The organism is Flavobacterium sp. B167r (assembly GCF_056824315.1).
The window spans coordinates 1,724,525-1,744,620 of sequence record NZ_CP124859.1; the positions used below are offsets into that span (position 1 = coordinate 1,724,525).

The 20,096-nt window shown below is 33.1% G+C and carries 22 protein-coding genes; 11 read left to right on the forward strand and 11 right to left on the reverse strand.

Features of this window, described 5'->3' with window-relative positions; translation table 11 throughout:
- Positions 1-72: 72 nt before the first annotated feature.
- The 6 genes from QLQ96_RS07725 to ahcY all read right to left on the reverse strand — a co-directional run bounded on the left by QLQ96_RS07725 (position 73) and on the right by ahcY (position 6,307).
- The gene (locus QLQ96_RS07725) at positions 73-405 is read right to left on the reverse strand and encodes a DMT family transporter (protein ID WP_482496049.1); all 333 of its coding nucleotides are present in this window, start codon (positions 403-405) and stop codon (positions 73-75) included.
- Between the two features lie 41 nt (positions 406-446).
- Positions 447-1,526: a WG repeat-containing protein gene (locus QLQ96_RS07730; protein WP_482496051.1), complete on the reverse strand. Its 1,080-nt coding sequence runs from the start codon at positions 1,524-1,526 to the stop codon at positions 447-449.
- Between the two features lie 10 nt (positions 1,527-1,536).
- Positions 1,537-1,821 carry a hypothetical protein gene (locus QLQ96_RS07735; protein ID WP_482496053.1) on the reverse strand — a complete coding sequence of 95 codons (285 nt, stop codon included), beginning with the start codon at positions 1,819-1,821 and terminating at the stop codon, positions 1,537-1,539.
- A 31-nt stretch (positions 1,822-1,852) separates the two neighbouring features.
- On the reverse strand, positions 1,853-2,191 hold the full coding sequence (locus tag QLQ96_RS07740; RefSeq protein WP_482496055.1) for a hypothetical protein: 339 nt from the start codon (positions 2,189-2,191) through the stop codon (positions 1,853-1,855).
- A 264-nt stretch (positions 2,192-2,455) separates the two neighbouring features.
- Positions 2,456-4,771 (reverse strand): patatin-like phospholipase family protein, encoded by a 2,316-nt coding sequence (locus QLQ96_RS07745; protein WP_482496057.1) that lies wholly within the window; start codon positions 4,769-4,771, stop codon positions 2,456-2,458.
- Positions 4,772-4,990: 219 nt separating this feature from the next.
- Positions 4,991-6,307, reverse strand: coding sequence for an adenosylhomocysteinase (gene ahcY, locus QLQ96_RS07750; RefSeq protein ID WP_482496059.1), 1,317 nt, complete (start codon positions 6,305-6,307; stop codon positions 4,991-4,993).
- A gap of 311 nt (positions 6,308-6,618) precedes the next feature.
- Here ahcY and QLQ96_RS07755 point away from each other — a divergent pair, with 311 nt between their 5' ends.
- Positions 6,619-7,269 carry a 4'-phosphopantetheinyl transferase family protein gene (locus tag QLQ96_RS07755; protein ID WP_482496061.1) on the forward strand — a complete coding sequence of 217 codons (651 nt, stop codon included), beginning with the start codon at positions 6,619-6,621 and terminating at the stop codon, positions 7,267-7,269.
- A gap of 35 nt (positions 7,270-7,304) precedes the next feature.
- Here QLQ96_RS07755 and QLQ96_RS07760 read toward each other — a convergent pair whose 3' ends face one another.
- The 3 genes from QLQ96_RS07760 to QLQ96_RS07770 form a co-directional block, all read right to left on the reverse strand.
- Complete coding sequence (locus QLQ96_RS07760; RefSeq protein ID WP_482496063.1) at positions 7,305-7,703, reverse strand: group III truncated hemoglobin; 399 nt, start codon at positions 7,701-7,703, stop codon at positions 7,305-7,307.
- Entirely contained in the window at positions 7,700-7,987 is a 288-nt protein-coding gene (locus QLQ96_RS07765; protein WP_482496065.1) for a hypothetical protein, read from the reverse strand. Before QLQ96_RS07765 ends, QLQ96_RS07760 begins: the two co-directional genes overlap by 4 nt.
- 80 nt (positions 7,988-8,067) lie before the next feature.
- Positions 8,068-8,664, reverse strand: coding sequence for a Crp/Fnr family transcriptional regulator (locus QLQ96_RS07770; RefSeq protein ID WP_482496066.1), 597 nt, complete (start codon positions 8,662-8,664; stop codon positions 8,068-8,070).
- Between the two features lie 94 nt (positions 8,665-8,758).
- Between QLQ96_RS07770 and QLQ96_RS07775 the strand changes: the two genes are divergently transcribed.
- From QLQ96_RS07775 to QLQ96_RS07795, 5 genes are all read left to right on the forward strand, one after another.
- The gene (locus tag QLQ96_RS07775) at positions 8,759-9,487 is read left to right on the forward strand and encodes a phosphoglycerol geranylgeranyltransferase (RefSeq protein ID WP_482496068.1); all 729 of its coding nucleotides are present in this window, start codon (positions 8,759-8,761) and stop codon (positions 9,485-9,487) included.
- A 21-nt stretch (positions 9,488-9,508) separates the two neighbouring features.
- A complete protein-coding gene (gene pnuC / locus QLQ96_RS07780) occupies positions 9,509-10,132 on the forward strand; it encodes a nicotinamide riboside transporter PnuC (RefSeq protein WP_482496070.1) in 624 nt (207 codons plus the stop codon).
- The gene (locus QLQ96_RS07785) at positions 10,093-12,207 is read left to right on the forward strand and encodes a DUF4301 family protein (protein ID WP_482496072.1); all 2,115 of its coding nucleotides are present in this window, start codon (positions 10,093-10,095) and stop codon (positions 12,205-12,207) included. The genes pnuC and QLQ96_RS07785 overlap by 40 nt, the downstream gene beginning before the upstream one ends.
- A gap of 1 nt (position 12,208) precedes the next feature.
- Positions 12,209-12,613 carry an alternative ribosome rescue aminoacyl-tRNA hydrolase ArfB gene (gene arfB / locus QLQ96_RS07790; protein ID WP_482496073.1) on the forward strand — a complete coding sequence of 135 codons (405 nt, stop codon included), beginning with the start codon at positions 12,209-12,211 and terminating at the stop codon, positions 12,611-12,613.
- A 282-nt stretch (positions 12,614-12,895) separates the two neighbouring features.
- Entirely contained in the window at positions 12,896-15,061 is a 2,166-nt protein-coding gene (locus tag QLQ96_RS07795; RefSeq protein ID WP_482496075.1) for a TonB-dependent receptor, read from the forward strand.
- Positions 15,062-15,113: 52 nt separating this feature from the next.
- On the opposite strand, the gene QLQ96_RS07800 is transcribed toward QLQ96_RS07795, so the two are convergent.
- Positions 15,114-15,530 (reverse strand): Rieske (2Fe-2S) protein, encoded by a 417-nt coding sequence (locus QLQ96_RS07800; protein WP_482496076.1) that lies wholly within the window; start codon positions 15,528-15,530, stop codon positions 15,114-15,116.
- Positions 15,531-15,688: 158 nt separating this feature from the next.
- Here QLQ96_RS07800 and greA point away from each other — a divergent pair, with 158 nt between their 5' ends.
- Both greA and QLQ96_RS07810 read left to right on the forward strand, forming a co-directional pair.
- Positions 15,689-16,165: a transcription elongation factor GreA gene (gene greA / locus QLQ96_RS07805; RefSeq protein WP_194138675.1), complete on the forward strand. Its 477-nt coding sequence runs from the start codon at positions 15,689-15,691 to the stop codon at positions 16,163-16,165.
- Positions 16,166-16,227: 62 nt separating this feature from the next.
- Complete coding sequence (locus QLQ96_RS07810; RefSeq protein WP_482496078.1) at positions 16,228-16,617, forward strand: HIT family protein; 390 nt, start codon at positions 16,228-16,230, stop codon at positions 16,615-16,617.
- A 62-nt stretch (positions 16,618-16,679) separates the two neighbouring features.
- Here the strand turns inward: QLQ96_RS07810 and QLQ96_RS07815 are convergent, their stop codons facing one another.
- Positions 16,680-17,831: a sensor histidine kinase gene (locus QLQ96_RS07815; protein WP_482496080.1), complete on the reverse strand. Its 1,152-nt coding sequence runs from the start codon at positions 17,829-17,831 to the stop codon at positions 16,680-16,682.
- A 160-nt stretch (positions 17,832-17,991) separates the two neighbouring features.
- On the opposite strand from QLQ96_RS07815, the gene QLQ96_RS07820 reads away from it, so the two are divergent.
- The 3 genes from QLQ96_RS07820 to aat all read left to right on the forward strand — a co-directional run bounded on the left by QLQ96_RS07820 (position 17,992) and on the right by aat (position 20,096).
- Positions 17,992-18,867 carry a flavin reductase family protein gene (locus tag QLQ96_RS07820; protein ID WP_482496082.1) on the forward strand — a complete coding sequence of 292 codons (876 nt, stop codon included), beginning with the start codon at positions 17,992-17,994 and terminating at the stop codon, positions 18,865-18,867.
- Positions 18,868-18,899: 32 nt separating this feature from the next.
- Positions 18,900-19,271 carry a DUF3127 domain-containing protein gene (locus QLQ96_RS07825; RefSeq protein ID WP_482496084.1) on the forward strand — a complete coding sequence of 124 codons (372 nt, stop codon included), beginning with the start codon at positions 18,900-18,902 and terminating at the stop codon, positions 19,269-19,271.
- 186 nt (positions 19,272-19,457) lie between these two features.
- Positions 19,458-20,096, forward strand: coding sequence for a leucyl/phenylalanyl-tRNA--protein transferase (gene aat, locus QLQ96_RS07830; RefSeq protein WP_482496086.1), 639 nt, complete (start codon positions 19,458-19,460; stop codon positions 20,094-20,096).

A 20,096-nucleotide genomic window follows, 5' to 3' on the forward strand; every position in this document is an offset into this window, starting at 1 on the left:
AATGCTTTTTTGTTTCAGGTTTAAAGTTTCACGTTCCAAGTTGTAACCTGAAACTTTAAACCTGAAACTCTTTTAATGTGCAGTTGTTTTAGAAAAAACATTAATAACTATAACACCAATTACAATTAATGCCAAACCAATAATTGCTGGTAAATCTGGAATTTCTTTGAAGAAAACAGCGCCAATAATTGTGATTAAAACGATCCCAACGCCAGACCAAATAGCATAAGCAAAACCAACAGGAATGGTTCTGATGGCAAAACTTAGAAAGTAAAATGCACCGCAATAGCCAATAACAGTAATAATGCTTGGAAGTAATTTGGTAAATTCTTCAGACTTTTTTAATGCCGATGTGGCAATGATTTCGAAGATTATAGCAAGGCCTAAAAATAGAAAATTCTTCATAGTTCACTTTTTTACAAAGGTAAACTTTAAAGCCAAAACAATTATTTTAGATTATCTTTTCTATCAGAAACAGAGATCAATTTATATCCATTTTCGGTTCGTAAAAACTGAATATGATCTTGTTTAAAATCGGATTTGTTTTTTGGATTTATTACAATGTTTTTAACCGGAAACATCCAATCTTTGGATTCATTACAATTATTGAAATAAATGTCGTATTCAGTAGATTCAAAAATAAACTGATTTAGCCCGTCAGTTGATACGAAATAATCGGTTTTTGGATTTTTGAGCTCCTGAAATTTTAATTTTAAATAAGAATAATTTTGTTCAATAAATTTAGTCTTTGGCGAATTTATCCAACCGTCTGGTTCTTTCCAGTAGGTGATGTTCTCAAAAGAATGTTTCTCCAAATTTGCTTTGGATAAATCTGCTAACAAGGTGTTTTTTAACCAATATTTAAATTCCTTATCATAATTAATGAATGAATAATATTGACCGTCTACACCAAGAAAGCTGTCTCTTGTTTCGTCTTTAGTTTGCGTTTTGGATTTTTCCAGAGAATGAAAATTCAAATCATCATTGTAGTGGAAATTTTCAATCAGGATTTTATTGTTGGTGTCAATTAGTAAATCATCTCCGCCAGTCCAGAAAAAATATTCGCCATCTTTTTTCTTTTCTGCATTTTTTAATGCGATTATCATTCCGTTTCTAACTTTGGTTAAATTGCTATATTCTGCTGGAATTACAATTTTTCCTTCTCCATTAAAAATTCCCATTTTATCGGTTTTAGGATCTCTAAATCTGATAAAACCTTCGTTTTCGCAATCTGGTCCGTTATCAAAAACATACAGACTGTCGCGGCCCACTATTTTTCCTTGTTTGGTTAAATAATAACTTTTCCAGTTGCCTTTTTCTTCTTCGGTAACCGCAATTATATTTTCAAATTCTCGTGCAATTGTATAGCCAGAAAATTTAGGTTCGATTTTTATGGCTCCATTTTTGTCTTTGAAACCTGTAAGTGTGGTGTCTTTGTTCCAAAATGAAGTCCAAATGTCTTTGTTTTGAGAAAATGCCGAAAAATTTAAACAGACAACTAAAGTGGTGATAATAACTTTTTTCATAAAAATATATTTATCTAATGTGAACTTCTGTTTCGTTGTTTTTTGCTTCGTCAAAACAATCGGAACATAACATTTTGAAATCGGCTAAGGTTTCAAAAGAATCGGTCCATTCTTCGCCATTATCCAAAATATATTGCTCGCAGGAACCACACCACGCAATTTGTGGAAGATCTCCTTCGGCTTCTGAATAGTAAAAGCCAACTTGATTTTTGGAATCTATTGCAGTTGCAATATGAATGCAGGCAAAAGACATTTCTTTGGAACCATGTATGTCACACAGAATTTCTTCAATCATTTTTAATGTTTTTTGAGTTTAAAAAGCAGAATTACATTACTTCAATTAACTTAAATCTTAAGTTATTATTGCAGAATTCGGTGTGTAAAGTCAGTTCGGTTTCTTTATTTTCAAGAGTGAAAATTTTTGCTTCGATGCCAAATCCTTCGATAGAATCGTATTTGAAAATGCTGAAATGGGTTTCTAGAATTTTCAATTTTGGTAAATTCTCAGTTTCAAAGTATTCAAACAATTCTTCTTTGATTTCTTCAAAAACAGCTGAATTAATTCCGAAGTCATTTTTTAAGTTTTCGAAATCCATAGAATTGATATTTTCTAATAATTCGGAATTTAATTTGAATGCAATTGGAGAGATGTTTTCTGCGGTCATTTTATGAATTTGAACTTCAAATTTAAAGTTATAAACCAATAAAGCTGTAAATGTCTTGTTAAATTAATCGGTTCTTGGCCTACGTGTGCGTGAGGGATAGGAGCAGTCCGCCGCGGCGGAGCGGATAGCCCGACAGCATGCCGATAAGAGGGCGAATAAATGCAAAGTATTTTGGCCCTCTTATCGGGATGGTGGCACGCCCTAATTATTTTAGATTATAGATTTCTGATTTTAGATTTAAAAATGGCTTCGATTTAATTTGTTTTACGGATTTAGTGACAATCCGACGCTGAAAAACAACCTTACCTTATCGATGTTGTTGATCCATGAAGTATCAAAATGAATTGGGCCTAAAATGGATTCATAAGAAACTGCGGCTCCTCCAGATATTACTAGGCTCGGTTCTATGTTTTCATCCCATTTTCCTTTTGGATTGAAGGCGTGATCAATATAATTGTTAAAAGTATCAAAGCCCACGGTGGCTATATTGAAATGAGGTGTCAGGTAAATTTTTCCGATAAGATTTACTTGAGAAGCAAGTTTGAGTCCCATGTATTGAGTAACATTAAGTTCGTCTTCATGAAGGCCTGGCAATAAAAAACGGTTACTGCCAGAGCTTGGAATTATTCCGCCTAAGAAATATTTTGAAGCATAGCCAAATTCTGAAAATGAAATCTGATCTTTGAGCTTATCCTGAAAAATAAAATAAGAATCAAATCCTACGATTCCTGTGATTTTCTTTTTTATAGTTAATCTTTTTTCAAAAGTAAAGCCAAATTTAGTGTAGTTATTTGTTGAGCCAGAAATGCTTGTTAAATTTGGGTCGGAGAAGGAAGCGTTAATATTGGCAAGGAAGGATCGCGCTATATTCGATTTTATAATGGTTCCGTTTGTTGCAAAATATACTTTATTCATATCATTGTAGGAATAATGCATATTGAATTCGATGTTGTTGAAATTGTAATCGTTTATGGAAATGGAATTAGGATTATATTCTCGATCGTATTTTGGTTTTACATGGGTATAATGATAGTTTAGACCAAAGCCAAAATAGCTTTTGAGGGAGTTTAAATTTCTATTTATTTCATTGTTGAACTCAAAAGTATTATAAAGCATATTATCTGAGGCCTTACCATTGATGTAAAATTCTTGTCTTAGAAAAGCTCCATAAGCTTCAGTTACCCACCACCATTCTCTGTGTCCTCCAAAATTTTTCTGATAATTGATTCTGGCTTTTGGCTGTTCTGCAATATCGGCAGTTATTAAAAGACGGGAAGCGTCTGCGAGAACATTTCTCCCAGTATAATTGAAAATAATTCCAACGCCTCTATAAGTGTCGTAATGGATTGATGTGTTCAGCTGATTTTTAGCGCGTTCAAATCCGAATAGGGTAATTCCGAGTTTGTCTTGGTCTTTTATGAAATAACTGTATGATATCTCTTCAAAAAGATTGGTGCCCATAGCTCTGTTAAGTCCTGCAATTAAATCTTTTGTGGTGTATTTTACATGTGTTTTAAGATTTGCTCTTCCAATTACTAGAGGAAGGTTTTCCGGACTTATTTTTTTATAAACGATGGTATCAAGAATAAAATCTTTGGGCATATCGGGCAGTTTGTGAATTCGCTGAGGAAATGCTTTTAGCTTTTCGGATAAGGCAATTAAAGCAGGAAGATTTTTATTTGTGGCTATTTTTCCGTCTTTGTAGATTTCGTAACTATCGGCAAAATCAGCGGTTGAGAAACGCAGATTGGGCAAGTGATCGACTAATATGGTACACAAATCACGATTTGCTGGGTTTTTAATATTACTCGGAAACATGCTGGTTTGCATTAATACGGTCATAATATTATTTAGTTTATCAACGGGTTCCATTCCGCCACCCACGTCACTGCCGATAATAATATCAGCGCCCATTTGTTTGGCAACGTCGGTTGGAAAATTATTTAGTACCCCGCCATCTACCAATACTGATTTTTCATAAGGCATTGGTTTGAAAATAGCGGGCAAAGACATACTCGCTCTCATGGCATAAGCCAAGCTTCCTCTGCTTAAAATAACTTCTTTTCCTTCGGCGAGATCAGTTGCCATTGCTCTAAAAGGTATCGGAAGACTGTCAAAATTTTTAATGTTATAAACTGGAAAGGTTAATTCAGAAAGATATTCTCTTAGATTTTGATCATTTAAAAGAGAACCGATACTGTTCAATTTTCCATCTTTAATGCCAATTCCGACTAAATATCTTTGAAATTCTCTTTTTTCTTCGGCACTTACAGATCGCAATGCTTGACCTCCGCCAAGGAGTTTGTCCCAATTGATGTTTTTGGTCATTGTTTCGATGCTATCTCCAGAATAACCCATGGCATACAAACCACCAATGATGCTTCCCATACTATTTCCGACAATAAGATCGGGTACAATGTGCAAAGAATCGAGTTTTTGTAAAAGCGGAATATGTGCAATTCCTTTTGCCCCGCCACCGCTTAAGACTAATACGACTTTAGGTTTTTTTTCCTGCGAAAAAATAATTTGTGGAAGAATTAGTGAAAACAGAAAGATGAATAAATAAGAAGTTTTTTTCAAGTTTACAGTGTTTATGTAGTTGAGAAATAGGAACTTATTTTAATTCTTAAAATTAAGTAGTTATTCTTTAAAAAGCATATTTTTTGGTAGAAATCTTTTTTACTCGAAATTGACATTCAGAAAAGCATATAAAAAACAAAACCCGACAGATTTTTTAAAATCTGTCGGGTTTGAATATGTAACTAAATCTAAGATCTACAATCTTAAATCTAAAATAGATTAGTATCTGTAGTATTCTGGTTTAAATGGACCTTGAACTTCAACACCAATGTAAGCAGCTTGATCTTCTCTTAAAACTTCAAGTTCAACGCCTAATTTAGCTAAGTGTAAAGCAGCAACTTTTTCATCTAAATGTTTTGGTAACATGTAAACATCATTGTTGTAAGCAGCGCTGTTATTCCATAATTCGATTTGAGCTAAAGTTTGGTTTGTAAATGAGTTACTCATTACAAAACTTGGGTGACCTGTAGCACAACCAAGGTTTACTAAACGACCTTCAGCAAGAATGATGATGTCTTTTCCAGCGATGTTGTATTTGTCAACTTGTGGTTTGATTTCGATTTTAGATGCACCGTGGTTTTTGTTCAACCAAGCCATATCAATTTCGTTATCGAAGTGACCAATGTTACAAACAACAGTTTTGTCTTTCATTTGCTCGAAGTGCTCTCCAAGAACGATATCTTTATTTCCTGTAGTTGTAATGATGATATCAGCATTAGCAATTACAGTGTTTAATTTTTTAACTTCATAACCGTCCATTGCAGCTTGTAAAGCACAAATTGGATCAATTTCAGTAACAGTTACGATAGAACCAGCACCTCTGAAAGAAGCAGCAGTTCCTTTTCCAACGTCACCGTATCCACAAACAACAACTCTTTTTCCAGCTAACATTAAGTCAGTTGCACGACGTACAGCGTCTACAGCAGATTCTTTACATCCGTATTTGTTATCAAATTTAGATTTAGTAACAGAATCGTTAATGTTGATTGCAGGCATTGGAAGAGTTCCAGCTTTTACTCTTTCGTAAAGTCTGTGAACACCAGTTGTAGTTTCTTCAGAAAGACCTTTAATTCCAGGAACCAATTCTGGGAAACGATCAATAACCATATTAGTTAAATCTCCACCATCATCCAAAATCATGTTCAATGGTTTTCTGTCTTCACCAAAGAATAAAGTTTGCTCAATACACCAGTCAAATGACTCTTCGTCAAGACCTTTCCAAGCGTAAACCTGAATTCCTGCAGCAGCAATAGCAGCAGCAGCCTGATCCTGAGTAGAGAAAATATTACAAGAAGACCAAGTAACTTCAGCACCAAGAGCGATTAAAGTTTCGATCAAAACAGCAGTTTGAATCGTCATGTGCAAACATCCAGCAATACGAGCACCTTTAAGAGGTTGTTCGTCTTTATATTCAGCACGAAGCGCCATTAAACCTGGCATTTCAGCTTCAGCTAGTTCAATTTCTTTTCTTCCCCAAGCCGCTAGAGAAATGTCTTTTACTTTGAAAGCCACATAAGGCGTAGTTGTAGTACTCATTTATATTATATTTGTATAAGTGTAATTTTTTTGCAAATTTAAGGAATAGCTTTTGAATTTTACTATTTTCTGTGAGATTTGTGAAATCTTTAATTTCTTAATCTCTAGAATGTTAGTTTGCAAAACGTTTTTGAACCATATAAGTTATATAAGTTCATTTAAAAAAGGTTTCTTACTATTTATTGCTAATTGCTTATATTTACTAATACATTTTTTGAACCAGTTTATATTTCCTTACATGACTTATATGGTTTAAAATTCAAAAGGAAACGATTTATAATTCACCATCCATAATTTACAATTTAAAAGAAATGCCTTTATTTCAGACCATACAATTCAACGAAACTACTAAAATTTTAATTTGGGAAATAACCGAACCTTTTGACGAGCTATTGAGAAAAGTGGCGTTAAAAGAAAAAACCCAAAAGAGATTGGACGGAATGAAGTCTCAAATGCATCAGCGTGCTTTTCTGAGTGTTCGTATGCTAATTCAGGAAATGGGTTTTACAGATAAAGATCTGCATTATGATGAATTCGGAAAACCGTATTTCGATTGTCACAATCATATTTCAATTACGCATTCGTACCATTTCGCAGCAATTATAATAAGCCACGAAAAGGTTGGAATTGACATGGAATTACAGCGAGAAAAGATTCAGAGAATTGCAGATAAGTTCACAGATTTTGAATGTGATTATTTAGATCCTTCAACAACAGAAGAATACGTAAAAAAACTTACCGTAATCTGGGGAGCCAAAGAGGCGATCTTTAAAATTAGAAATGAAAAAGGTATCAGTTTTAAAGATCATATTAATGTGAGCAACTTTTCTTTAGGAGAAGCCCAAACTCAGGCAAGTCTTCATTTTGATAATTTGATTAAGGACTTTGATGTACATTATCAGGAAGTCCAATCAGATAATTTTGAAGGGAAGTTTACTTTGGTCTATGCTTTTGAGAAATAATTTTTAGTCTCAGTCATAGTGGCAGTTTTCAGTTTTTAAACTTCACTTTCTTTTTGACGGTGCTGAAACATACTCATATACAAAAAAGTGCTCATTTTTCTGGCACGTCTTTTTAATGTTTCTGCGTTTTCACCTTCAAAATGTTCTTCTATGGTTTGAAACCAATGATTCAACCAAATTCCAAATTCGTTTGATGTGATTTTTTCATCAAAATGAGCATCAACTTCATTGTGCACTGCATGCGGATTTCCTTTGTATTTGCGAACACCGAATAAATTGGTTTCCCAAAAATCAGTTAGTTTTTCGAGATGCGCGTCCCAATCAGAAATCATTTCATTAAAATAAAAGCCGATTTCTTCATCGGCTCTTATTTTAGCATAAAACTGATGAACTAAAAAAGAAACATCAGCTCTATTTTCTATTTGTTTTTTCATAGAATAAAACTATTTAAAAGTATAAAGAACACACTTAAGAATCCGCTTAACATAATAAGGTTGAAAACTACTTTATGTTTCATTTGTGCTAAGATTGATGTATTTGCAAAAACACAAGCTAAAACAATAATTCCTAGTTGAATCATTTGCGGAATTGAAGTTCCGTTAGCTAAAACGTACATTGCAGCAGCGCCTCCTAAACAGCTTTGTCCAATTACTGCCATTGCAGCAGAACCCATATAATTTCTATTGAAAATGTTGAATGTTGTTTGATATAGTGTCATGATATTCAGTTTTATATCAACAAAATTACGCCGACAATAGAGCTGCATTTTATGACTTTAATCATAAAATGGGAATTTTTTTATCTGTATACTTTTCGGTTAATAATCTTTAATTCGCCTTTTTTTTCCAATGCTTTTATGGTTCTAATGACGGTTTCAACTCGTAAACCAGTTAAATCTCCAATTTGCTGTCTCGTAAAACTAATTAAATACCCGTTTTTGTCTTTCTGAAAATTGAAATACGCAATTCCGTGATCTATTAATTTTAAGACACGATGTTCTGGTTCGTGTGTTGATATTTCTGCCGCCATAACCGATTTATAATACAATCGTTGCGCAAGATTTTCAATCACTTTAATGCTGAATTTTGGGTTTTCTTCTAATAGCTTCATGAAGCTTTTCTTTGGGAGAATAAAAATCTCAGTGTTTTCTACAGCAACTGCATTTGCAGGATATTTTTGATTTAAGAATAGGGGAGGTTCGCCAAAAGATTGTTCTTTATAGAATATACCTTGGATGAATTCGCGTCCGTCATCATTATAATTGCTCATTTTTACTTCGCCAGAAATAATTTGATAATAATATAATGGAAGATTTCCTTCTTCGAAAATAATATCATTTTTGGCAAATGATTTTTTTAGAACACTATACTTTTCTAGTAATTCAACTGTAATCATAATATATTATTTACGTTATCAAAAAACGTTCAACAAATATAATTCATTCAAGATAGTTCTTCTGCATTAAAAAACTTTTACTTTTACACCTTGTATGCAAGAACAATTACTCACGATTAGACAACAGATTTTAGAAGCTAAAAGCAATGGCCAAAAATTATTGGCAGTGCTTTTGGATCCTGATAAGATTGTGTTGGAAAATTTAAATCATTTAATTGAAAAAATTAATCTATCTCCGGCAACACATATTTTTGTTGGGGGAAGTATTGTTCAGAACAATATTTTAGAAGAATTAATTACTGCATTAAAACAAAAAACAATTCTGCCAGTTATTTTGTTCCCTGGAGATCCTTCTCAAATTTCGCCAAAAGCAGATGGCATTTTGTTTTTATCTTTATTGTCTGGACGAAATCCAGATTATTTAATTGAGTATCAGGTTCAAGCGGCTCCAATTCTTAAAAAGACAAATCTTGAGGTTATTTCTACGGGTTATATTTTAATAGAAAGCGGTAATGAAACTGCAGTTGCCCGTGTAAGTAAAACAAAACCTTTAAGTAGAGAAAATCTTGATTTGGTTTTGGCAACAGCTCAAGCGGGAGAAATGTTGGGTAATCAATTGATTTATTTAGAAGCGGGAAGTGGCGCAAAACAGCCTGTTCCAGCAGAAATGATTGAGATGATTTCTCAAAATATTGAAATTCCTATTATTGTTGGTGGAGGAATTGTAGATTTGCAGGGAATTCAAAAAGCATATAAGGCTGGTGCAGATTTGGTTGTTATTGGAACTGCTTTTGAAAACAACAGTCATTTTTTTGAACAATAAACGCCAAATACCACATTCCAGATGATAGATTTTTTTCTAGAAAGTTACAAAAATGCACCGCTATGGCATATTGCTTTAGAGTTTTTAGTTTTTGTCTGCGGAATTTTGAGTGTTTGGTTTGCAAAAAAAGAAAATATTTGGGTATATCCGACAGGATTAATCGCCACAGTTATATCCGTTTATCTGCTTTATGTTGCAGGTTATATTGGAGACATGATTATTAATGCTTATTTCTCAATAATGAGCATTTACGGTTGGTATCTATGGGGAAAAGGAGCAACTGCTGAAGACAATTTGCCGATTAGCCGTACAAGTTTTAATGAAAAAATAATCGGAATCTTACTGTTTATTGTGACCGTTTTTGTAGTTTTCGGCATTTATAAATATTTTGATTATGAAATTCATAAAGACAATTATGTTGATATGATTTCGTCTGGAATATTTTTTGCTGGAATGTGGTACATGGCCAGAAAAAAAATAGAAAACTGGACACTTTGGATTATTGGTGATATTATTGTTGTGCCTCTTTATGCTTATCGCGGCTTAGGGATGCTGTCACTTCAGTATATAATTTTTACAATTTTAGCTATTTCAGCTTATTTAGAATGGAGAAAGATCTTAGACAGCAAAAAACAACAATCATAAAAATTGCTTTGTTTGGTCCTGAAAGTACAGGCAAAACAACGTTGGCAAAACAACTTGCAGATTACTACGAAACAGAATGGGTTCCTGAGTTTGCACGTGATTATTTGCAAGAAAAATGGGAGGAAAATAAGCATATTTGCGTGGCAGATGACATGATGCCTATCGCTTATGGGCAGACTGCATTAGAAAACGAAAAATTGGCAAACGCAAATAAATATTTGTTTTGTGATACCAACTTGATGGTTACTAAAGTATTTTCTGAAATGTATTACGGTTTTTGTGATCCGCTTTTGAATGAAGCGGCATTAAAACACGAATATGATTTGTTTTTCTTGACCGATATTGATGTGCCTTGGGAAAAAGATGATATTCGTGATACTGCTGAAGGACGTGAAACCGTTTTTTCTGCTTTTAAACAAACCTTAATAGATACAAAAAAGCCTTTCATAATCTTATCTGGTGATAAAGAAACGAGATTGGCAAAAGCAACCGCAATAATTGATAATTTAACTATTGCTAAAGAAAATGATTTCTCTCCAAATGATTTTGTGCAGATATACAATAGAGGAATTTCTTTTGATGCTATTTTAAAACAGCTAAAAAGTTTTAAAAAAGGTATCGCTAAAAGTAATCTTCTTAGACCCGCCACTATAAATGATGGTATTTTAAATTTATCGGATAACGAATTTCAGCAGAAAGCTTTGTTTTTTGACGAACAAAAAGATAATTTTAAAATTAAAAAATTTGTTCCTGCTTCTGGCGCTGCCACAAGAATGTATAAGTTTTTAACAGCGTTTCTGAATGATTTTGATATTAAAAAAGAAACTATAAATGCTTACGTCAACAGAAAAAACGATAAAGAGCTTGCTATTTTTATTGTTGGTATGGAGAAGTTTCCTTTTTTTGAAACAGTAGATAAAAAGCTAAGAGAAATTTATCCTGATTTTGAGACTTTAGAAAGAGATTATAAAAATTATTATTTTATAAAATTGCTTCTGTCTCCAGATTATTTTAATTCAGCAAATAAACCAAAAGCTGTTTTGCCTTTTCATCAATACAAAACTCATATTGCCAATCCGATTGAGGAACATTTGAACGAATGTGTGCATTATGCTTCATCTAAAAACATTTCTAACTTACATTTTACGGTTTCAGAAATACATCAGGATTTGTTTGAAAAAGCTGTTATTGAAGTAAAAGAAAAAATTGAAAAACCATCTGGAATTAAGATCAACATAGGATATTCTTATCAAAGCAAAAGCACAGATTCGATTACAATTGATACAAAAAACAAACTGGTAAAAGATAAAGAGGGTAATCTGATTTTTAGACCTGGAGGACATGGGGCTTTGATTGAGAACCTGAATAATCTTGATGCTGATGTCATTTTTATTAAAAACATAGACAATGTAATTCAAAATCATATTGATCAAATTACCTTATATAAAAAGTCTTTGGCAGGCATTTTAATCGAAATGCAACAAAAAGTTTTTGAAAATTTAAGATTAATCGACCAAGGGAAAATTAAAGAAGAGAATATTGAAGGAATACTTCGTTTTTTGGAGAAAGACTTTAATGTAGAAATGACTACAGACTTCAATAAATTTACTTTTGAAAATAAAATAAGCAAACTTAAAGAGCTTTTGAATAGACCAATTCGCGTTTGTGGAATGGTTAAGAATGAAGGAGAGCCTGGTGGAGGACCTTTTTGGGTTTTGAGTGGAAAAGGAATAAAGTCGCTTCAAATTGTTGAAACCTCACAAATAGATCTGCAAGATAAAAAACAAGAAAAAATCTTGGCAGAAGCAACGCATTTTAACCCAGTAGATTTAGTTTGCGGAATCAAGAATTACAAAAACGAAAGATTTGATCTATTAGAATTTGTTGATCAAAAAGCTGGTTTTATTGTAGAAAAAAGTGTTGAAGGTAAGCCTGTTAAAAATTATGAATTACCAGGTTTATGGAACGGTTCAATGTCAGATTGGCTGACTATTTTCGTGGCTGTTCCTTTGATTACTTTTAATCCAGTAAAAACAGTAAATGATTTATTGAAAGCGGCACATCAGCCACAATAATATGGATGCAGAAAAAATTATATCAGAATTAAATTTTAAAGCCGTTAGAAGCAGTGGTTCGGGCGGACAAAACGTAAATAAAGTTTCGTCAAAAGTAGTTTTGAATTTTGATTTGAATGCTTCTCAAGCTTTGTCTGATGAAGAAAAACTGCTTTTGCAAGACAACATATCGGCAAGATTAACTTCTGAAAATATTCTGATTTTAAATTGTGACGAAGACCGAAGTCAGCTTAAAAACAAAGAAATTGTAATTAAACGATTTCTGGAAATTATCAAAAAAGGTTTGTACGTTCCGAAAGTTAGAAAGGCTACAAAAATCCCCAAATCGGTAATTAAAAAGAGAATTAAAGACAAAAAGAATGTTTCTGATTTAAAACAATCCCGAAGAAAACCAAACTTGGAATAAATCCCAATTTTAAAAATTCCAAATTCAAAAACAATCTTAATAAGTCTGTTTTTGAATTTGGAATTTCTTTTTTGGAGTTTTAAATATTTTAACATTACCTTTGCACTGTCTCAAAGGGGTGCTCTAAATAACGAGCTGAGATCATACCCAAAGAACCTGAGCGAGTAATGTTGCTAAGGGAAAAAACGACACTATCGAGCGTGCACACTTTATTTTGTCGTGAAACAAATTTATTAATTTAACAAAAGAATAATTCCCCCTTTTATTCGTAATTCTTTACGAATGAAAACTATTTTTGAAGGTACTAAGGTACTAAGTTGCAAAGGTTCTAAGGTTGAAAATCTCAATAGAACCAAATCTGTTTTATTTCTTTCTTCTTTCTTCTTTACTCTATTATCTTTTGCGCAACAGCAGCAGAAAGATTCTACAAAAGTAAATTCTCTAGATGAGGTTTTGGTTTCTGCTGTTCGTGTTACTTCAAAGACTCCAGTGAGTTTTAGTAATATGGATAAAAAAGAAATTAAATTTAGAAATTTAGGTCAGGACATTCCTGTTTTGATGAATTATCTTCCTTCGGTTGTAACAACTTCAGATGCTGGAAACGGTGTTGGTTATACCGGAATTCGTGTGCGTGGAAGTGACGCCACACGTGTAAACGTTACCATTAACGGAATTCCGTACAATGATGCAGAAAGTCAGGGAACGTTTTGGGTTAATATGCCCGATTTTGCTTCTTCTGTAGAAAGTCTTCAATTGCAGCGTGGAGTTGGAACATCTACAAATGGTGCTGGTGCATTTGGTGCAAGTTTAAATTTACTAACAGACAGCTATGCTAATAAAGCTACGGGCGAAATTTCAAGTTCTGCAGGATCTTTCAATACATTTAAAAATACTGTGAAATTCAGCACAGGTTTAATGAATGATCATTTTGAAATTGCGGGGCGTTTGTCTACAATAAAAACAGATGGGTATATTGATCGCGGTAGTGCAGACTTAAAATCATATTTTCTTCAGGGAACTTATGTTGGCAAAACCACTTTGATTAAGGCGTTGGTTTTTGGAGGAACTCAAAAAACATATCAATCTTGGAACGGAATTGATGGAGAAACTTTAAACAGCGATCGTACTTTTAATTCTGCGGGAATGTATACGGATGAAGCTGGAAATGTTCGTTTTTACGATAATGAAACGGATAATTATAACCAAGATCATTATCAATTGCATTGGAGCGAATCTATTTCTGATAAATGGAGTACAAACTTTGCGCTTCATTATACAAAAGGAAAAGGTTATTTCGAAAATTATAAAGAAGATTCAGATATGGCGGAGTACGGTTTAAATCCTGTTGGAGCTGTAACAACGACAGATTTGATTCGCCAAAAATGGTTGGATAATGACTTCTACGGAACTACTTTTTCTGCTAAATATGTAACAGAAGATTTGAATGTTATTGTAGGCGGAGGCTGGAACAAATACGAAGGTGATCATTTCGGAAAAGTAATTTGGGCAAGATATGCTTCCCAATCTGAATTAGGAGATCATTATTACGATGATTACTCTGCAAAAACAGACGGAAATATTTTCGCGAAAGCAAATTATCAATTCACAGAAAAATTAAGTTTCTATGGAGATTTACAATATAGAAATGTAACCTATAAAGCCAATAGTGCAGAAACAGGTTTGGTAGATGATAATTTCAATTTCTTCAATCCGAAAGCAGGTTTGAATTATGCTTTTACTCAAAATAGCACTTTGTATTTTTCTTATGCTAGAGCGAATCGCGAGCCAAACAGAACCGATTATGAAGGCGGAAATGTAAAACCAGAAAAATTAAACGATTATGAGTTAGGATGGAGATTCAATACAGAGAAATTCCAACTAAATTCTAACGTTTATTATATGGCTTACAAAGATCAGTTAATTTTAACGGGAAGATTAGACGATGTTGGAAATCCGATTCGTGCGAATACGGAAAAAAGTTACCGTTTAGGTTTTGAGTTTGATGCAACAATTGCACTTTCTGAGAAATTTACTTTAAGACCAAACTTTACTTTAAGCTGCAACAAAAATGTTGATTTGGCAGTTGATGGAGAATATTACGGAACAACTAAAATCGCGTATTCTCCAGAAGTTATCGCAGGAAACGTTGTGGTTTATAAGCCAATTGAAGGATTGTACCTTTCGTTATTGCAAAAATATGTTGGTGAACAATACATGAATAATATTGAACTTCCGGCAGCAAAATTGGCAGATTACTTTGTAAATGATTTTAATGCTTCTTACGAAATAAAACCAAACAAGATATTTAAATCAATAACTATTACGGCTTTGGTTAATAATATTTTCGACAAAAAATATGTTTCAAACGGAGCAATGTATGATGTTTATCCTTATTACTATCCTCAAGCAGGAACAAACTTCTTAATTGGTTTGAATTTGAAATTCTAATTAAGTTAAAACATATAAAAAAGCCTGAAAATTTACTTTCAGGCTTTTTGTTTTAATTGTATACGTGAATGACAGTTCCAGAAGATTCTACACGATATTGTTTCATTGGATATTCTTTTTCTCCAAGTCCTGTAAATAAATTGTATTGAGCTTTATCGCAAGAGCAGACAGCATAAATTCCGTCTAATGTCATGGCTGTACAAGAAGTTAGCGCTTGATTTGGACAGGCTGCATCAAAAGCAGTATAGGTTCCTTCTCCGGTTTTCATTACTATAATTCCTTTTGCGCCATAATTGGAAACATAAACAGGGTTACTAGGATACAACAATTTGTTATATGTTGGCAAATTGGTGTCAAGATATGCGTTTATAGAATAATTAGGGATGTAAGGATTGCTGTTGCTTCTGTTGTTGTCACTGCAAGCGAATAAAACAGCAGTAAATGCGATAAAAAACCAGATTTTTTTCATTATTTGAATAAGAATTAGTTAAAAACAAAAATAATTTATTTAGATTTGAAATCTATATGATTAACATATAATTATGTACTATTAAAAATTATAGTATATTTGTGGTAAGAAAATCCCGTCGCGATGGGATTTTTTGTATTTATATAAACGATGAAGTTATGAGTAAAGTATCTTATTATACAGCTGAAGGATTAAAAAAATTAAAAGATGAATTGGAGCACCTGAAAAGTGTAATGCGTCCAAAGGCATCCCAAGATATTGCAGACGCAAGAGATAAAGGTGATTTGTCTGAAAATGCAGAATATGATGCGGCAAAAGAAGCACAAGGTTTATTAGAAATGAGAATTGCTAAACTGGAAGAAGTTTACTCAAACGCAAGATTAATTGACGAATCTCAATTAGACGTTTCTAAAGTTTTGGTTTTATCAAATGTAAAAATCAAAAATCAAAGCAATGGAATGGAGATGAAATATACGCTTGTTGCTGAAAGCGAAGCTGATTTAAAAACAGGAAAAATCTCTGTAACTTCTCCTATCGGGAAAGGTTTACTAGGGAAATCGGTTGGAGAAGTAGCTGAAATTACAGTTCCAAACGGAGTTTTAAAATTCGAAATCCTTGAAATTTCAAGAGACTAAATTTTAGTTTAACTGGTTAATCGTTTATTCGTTTAACCGATTAACGATTAAATAAATAAACAATGAGTTCAATATTCACTAAAATAGTAAACGGAGAAATTCCTGCATACAAAATTGCTGAAGACGAAAACTATTTAGCATTTTTAGATGTAAATCCAAATGCAAAAGGACACACACTTTGTATTCCAAAACAAGAAATCGATAAGATTTTTGATATGGATGAAGAACTGTATTTAGGTTTAATGAAGTTTTCTAAAAAGATTGCAGTAGCTTTAGAAAAAACAGTTCCATGCAAAAGAGTAGGAATTGCAGTTGTCGGACTTGAAGTGCCTCACGCGCACGTACATTTGATTCCGTTAAACGAAATGGATGAAATGCGTTTCATAAATAAAGTTTCGCTTTCTAAAGAAGAATTCGAAGCTTTAGCAAAAGATATTCAATCTAATTTGTAATGCAGAATTGTCAGGCTGAGCGAAGTCGAGCCTTAGTTATATTTAAAGTGCAGTAAAATCAATTACTGCACTTTTTTATTTAATGCTATTTGAAAAGTAGTTCCTTTTCCAATTTCAGAATGCAGCACTTTAATTTTTCCAGCGTGATATTCTTCGACTATCCTTTTCGTTAAAGAAAGACCAAGTCCCCAACCGCGTTTTTTGGTAGTGTATCCTGTTTCGAAAATAGTTTTAAACTGTTTTTTAGGAATTCCAGTTCCCGAATCTTTAATGTTGATTTTTATCTGATGGGCATCTTGTTCAATTTGAAGATCAAGAGTTCCTTTTCCTTTCATGGCATCAATTGCATTTTTAACCAGATTTTCTATAGTCCAACTGTGCAATGTTGGGTTTATCATTCCTAAAATAGGTTCGTTTGGCGCTTGAAGCGAAAATGCAACTTGTTTAGAAAAACGAGATTGCAAATATTCATAAGCCGTTTTTGTTTCTTCAACAATATCATGAAGTTCTAAGACAGGTACAGAACCAATTTTAGAAAAACGATCTGTAATAGTCTGCAGGCGTTCTATATCTTTTTCGATTTCAATGCTAATAGAAGGATCAATCTCTTCAGTTTTTAAAATTTCAACCCATCCAATTAATGAAGAAAGCGGAGTTCCTATTTGGTGTGCCGTTTCTTTTGCCATTCCTGCCCAAAGTTTGTTTTGTGTCGCCATTTTGGTGCTTTTGTAAAAATTGTAAATCAAAGCAATACACAAGAATATAATCAAAAGCAATGCGATCGGATAATATTTAAGTTTGTTTAACAGCGCAGAATTACCATAATATAAGGTTTGGTATTTTCCTGGTGCGTATTCAAAAGTAATAGGTTCGTTTTCGTTTTTTAGCTTATTTAAAAAAGCCGTTCTTTTTTTCTTATCATTAAGAATTTCATCAGGAACGTTTACAGAGCTCACGACGTTATCATAAAGCATTATAATACCCGGAATAGAAGTGTTATTGCTAAAAATCTGGAGAGGTAGCTCTACATCGGTATTTTCATTTGCATTTACAAGGGTAATCTGGGCATTTACAAAAAGGTTCATTTTTAAACGTTCCTCATTTTTAAAAATTTGGAAGAAAGAATAAGTGTTCCAAAGAATTAGAGAAATGATTATAAAACAAACAGAAATAATAATCCAGCGGATTGTATTTGTTCTTTCAGAAAAAGACATATCAGATATTTTGAGGTATAAATATAACGAAATATACACATTTTATATTTTGCGAAAGCCTAAAGATTTTTTGTTTTATCTACAAAACTATTTCTTCTAATTAAACGATTTCTATACTTTTGTAACAGAATAAAGTGAGATTCTGTTTAAATAAAAAAGTATGATTAGCATTAATCCAAAAGAAATTCCAACGGCCAAATTGCAAGGCTACCTGCAGAGTTCAATTGGGCCGAGACCGATTGCTTTTGCGAGCACAATTAGTGAAGCAGGAATTCCGAATTTATCTCCGTTCAGTTTCTTTAATGTGTTCAGTGCCAATCCGCCAATTTTGGTTTTTTCGCCATCAAGACGTGTTCGCGACAATACAATTAAACATACTTTAATTAATGCCGAAGCGACTCGCGAAGTAGTAATTAATGTTGTAAATTACGATATCGTACAGCAAACTTCTTTGGCAAGTACAGAATATGGAGATGGTGTAAACGAATTTATTAAAGCGGGACTAACGCAAATTCCTTCAGATTTGGTAAAACCATATCGAGTAAAAGAATCTCCAGTTCAGTTTGAATGCAAGATTACACAGATTATTCCGTTAGGAACAGAAGGAGGAGCAGGAAATTTGATTTTGTGCGAAGTAGTAAAAATTCATATCGCCGAATCTATTTTGGATGAAAACGGAGCTATCGACCAGCACAAAATTGATTTAGTCTCACGACTTGGAAATAACTGGTATTCAAGATCAAATCAAGGACTTTTTGAAGTAGCAAAACCCTTGACAACACTTGGAGTAGGGGTAGATGCGATACCTACTTTTGTAAAAGAAAGCGATGTTTTTGATGGGAATGATTTAGGAAAATTAGGCAATATAGAATCCTTGCCTACAAAAGAAGAAGTTACTATATTTGTGAAAGAAAATTTCGCGGTCAAAGGAGTTTTAAGCTCAGATGACCAGAAAAAAGTACACTTAGAAGCCAAAAAATATCTGGATAGTGGCGATGTAGAATCGGCTTGGAAAGTGCTTTTAGCTAAGAAATAAAGAAATAGAAACAATAATTAATATAGACGAAGATGGAAGTTACAGGAAAAGTAAAAGTGGTTAACCCAGAGCAGCAAGTTAGTGCCTCATTCAAAAAAAGAGAGTTAGTTGTTACTACTGAGGAGCAGTATCCACAACATATTTTAATCGAATTTACACAAGATAAATGCGATTTATTGAGTAGCTATAAACAAGGAGATGCAGTAAAAGTTTCTATCAATTTAAGAGGAAGAGAGTGGGTTAATCCACAAGGAGAAACTAGATATTTCAATAGTATTCAAGGTTGGAGAATCGAAAGATTAGCTCCAGAAGGACCTAGCCAAGGTGCACCAATGCCAGCAGCAGAAACTTTTGCGCCAGCAACAAGTATAAACGAAGATGAACCAGACGATTTACCGTTCTAAGAGTTTAGAAATCACAATATTTTAAATTCCAAATTCCAATTCATTCGACTGAATTTGGAGTTTGGAATTTTATTTTTGATCTAGTTTTGTCATTTTGACTAAAGGAGAAATGGTAAAACTAAAGAAAATTGGAATTTCAGCATTGAAATTTTGAGATTGGAATTTAAAATTTGATTATTTTAAAAGATGTATTATTTATTCAACGATTTATTTTTTCCGCCAGTTACCGAAGCAGATGAAGAAGGTATTTTGGCAATCGGTGGCGATTTAAGTACAGAACGTTTGTTGCTGGCTTACAAAAGCGGTATTTTTCCTTGGTTTAATGAAGGAGAACCTATTCTTTGGTGGGCTCCAGATCCGAGAATGGTATTGTTTTTTGATGAATTGGCGATCTCCAAAAGCATGAAAAAGATTCTCAATAAGAAAATCTTTAAGGTTACTTATAATAAAAACTTCAGAGAAGTAATTTCAAATTGCCAGAATATTAAACGAGAAGGTCAAGACGGAACGTGGATTTCTGACGAAATGATCGAAGCATACTGCAAATTAAATGCAGAAGGAATTGCTAAATCTGTTGAGGTTTGGCAAGACGATGTCTTGGTTGGCGGTTTGTACGGAATTGATTTGGGGAATATTTTTTGTGGAGAAAGTATGTTTTCTAAAGTTTCAAATGCTTCAAAAACGGCATTTATTGCTTTAGCCTTATATTTGAAAAAGGAAAATTATAAACTATTAGATTGTCAGGTTTATAATCCGCATTTAGAAAGTTTGGGTTGTCGCGAAATTGATCGTGAGGAATTTATGTCTATTTTAAAAAGTAAATAA

What these genes read in the sequence shown, in the direction of transcription:
- QLQ96_RS07810 (WP_482496078.1), top strand. Translation starts at nt 16,228, where the DNA reads ATGAGTTCAATATTCACTAAAATAGTAAACGGAGAAATTCCTGCATAC.
- aat (WP_482496086.1), top strand. Translation starts at nt 19,458, where the DNA reads ATGTATTATTTATTCAACGATTTATTTTTTCCGCCAGTTACCGAAGCA.
- QLQ96_RS07820 (WP_482496082.1), top strand. Translation starts at nt 17,992, where the DNA reads ATGATTAGCATTAATCCAAAAGAAATTCCAACGGCCAAATTGCAAGGC.
- QLQ96_RS07785 (WP_482496072.1), top strand. Translation starts at nt 10,093, where the DNA reads ATGGAGAAAGATCTTAGACAGCAAAAAACAACAATCATAAAAATTGCT.
- QLQ96_RS07765 (WP_482496065.1), bottom strand. Translation starts at nt 7,987, where the DNA reads ATGACACTATATCAAACAACATTCAACATTTTCAATAGAAATTATATG.
- QLQ96_RS07775 (WP_482496068.1), top strand. Translation starts at nt 8,759, where the DNA reads ATGCAAGAACAATTACTCACGATTAGACAACAGATTTTAGAAGCTAAA.
- ahcY (WP_482496059.1), bottom strand. Translation starts at nt 6,307, where the DNA reads ATGAGTACTACAACTACGCCTTATGTGGCTTTCAAAGTAAAAGACATT.
- QLQ96_RS07795 (WP_482496075.1), top strand. Translation starts at nt 12,896, where the DNA reads ATGAAAACTATTTTTGAAGGTACTAAGGTACTAAGTTGCAAAGGTTCT.
- QLQ96_RS07815 (WP_482496080.1), bottom strand. Translation starts at nt 17,831, where the DNA reads ATGTCTTTTTCTGAAAGAACAAATACAATCCGCTGGATTATTATTTCT.
- pnuC (WP_482496070.1), top strand. Translation starts at nt 9,509, where the DNA reads ATGATAGATTTTTTTCTAGAAAGTTACAAAAATGCACCGCTATGGCAT.
- QLQ96_RS07735 (WP_482496053.1), bottom strand. Translation starts at nt 1,821, where the DNA reads ATGATTGAAGAAATTCTGTGTGACATACATGGTTCCAAAGAAATGTCT.
- QLQ96_RS07755 (WP_482496061.1), top strand. Translation starts at nt 6,619, where the DNA reads ATGCCTTTATTTCAGACCATACAATTCAACGAAACTACTAAAATTTTA.
- greA (WP_194138675.1), top strand. Translation starts at nt 15,689, where the DNA reads ATGAGTAAAGTATCTTATTATACAGCTGAAGGATTAAAAAAATTAAAA.
- QLQ96_RS07730 (WP_482496051.1), bottom strand. Translation starts at nt 1,526, where the DNA reads ATGAAAAAAGTTATTATCACCACTTTAGTTGTCTGTTTAAATTTTTCG.
- QLQ96_RS07725 (WP_482496049.1), bottom strand. Translation starts at nt 405, where the DNA reads ATGAAGAATTTTCTATTTTTAGGCCTTGCTATAATCTTCGAAATCATT.
- QLQ96_RS07825 (WP_482496084.1), top strand. Translation starts at nt 18,900, where the DNA reads ATGGAAGTTACAGGAAAAGTAAAAGTGGTTAACCCAGAGCAGCAAGTT.
- QLQ96_RS07800 (WP_482496076.1), bottom strand. Translation starts at nt 15,530, where the DNA reads ATGAAAAAAATCTGGTTTTTTATCGCATTTACTGCTGTTTTATTCGCT.
- QLQ96_RS07740 (WP_482496055.1), bottom strand. Translation starts at nt 2,191, where the DNA reads ATGACCGCAGAAAACATCTCTCCAATTGCATTCAAATTAAATTCCGAA.
- QLQ96_RS07760 (WP_482496063.1), bottom strand. Translation starts at nt 7,703, where the DNA reads ATGAAAAAACAAATAGAAAATAGAGCTGATGTTTCTTTTTTAGTTCAT.
- QLQ96_RS07770 (WP_482496066.1), bottom strand. Translation starts at nt 8,664, where the DNA reads ATGATTACAGTTGAATTACTAGAAAAGTATAGTGTTCTAAAAAAATCA.
- arfB (WP_482496073.1), top strand. Translation starts at nt 12,209, where the DNA reads ATGGATGCAGAAAAAATTATATCAGAATTAAATTTTAAAGCCGTTAGA.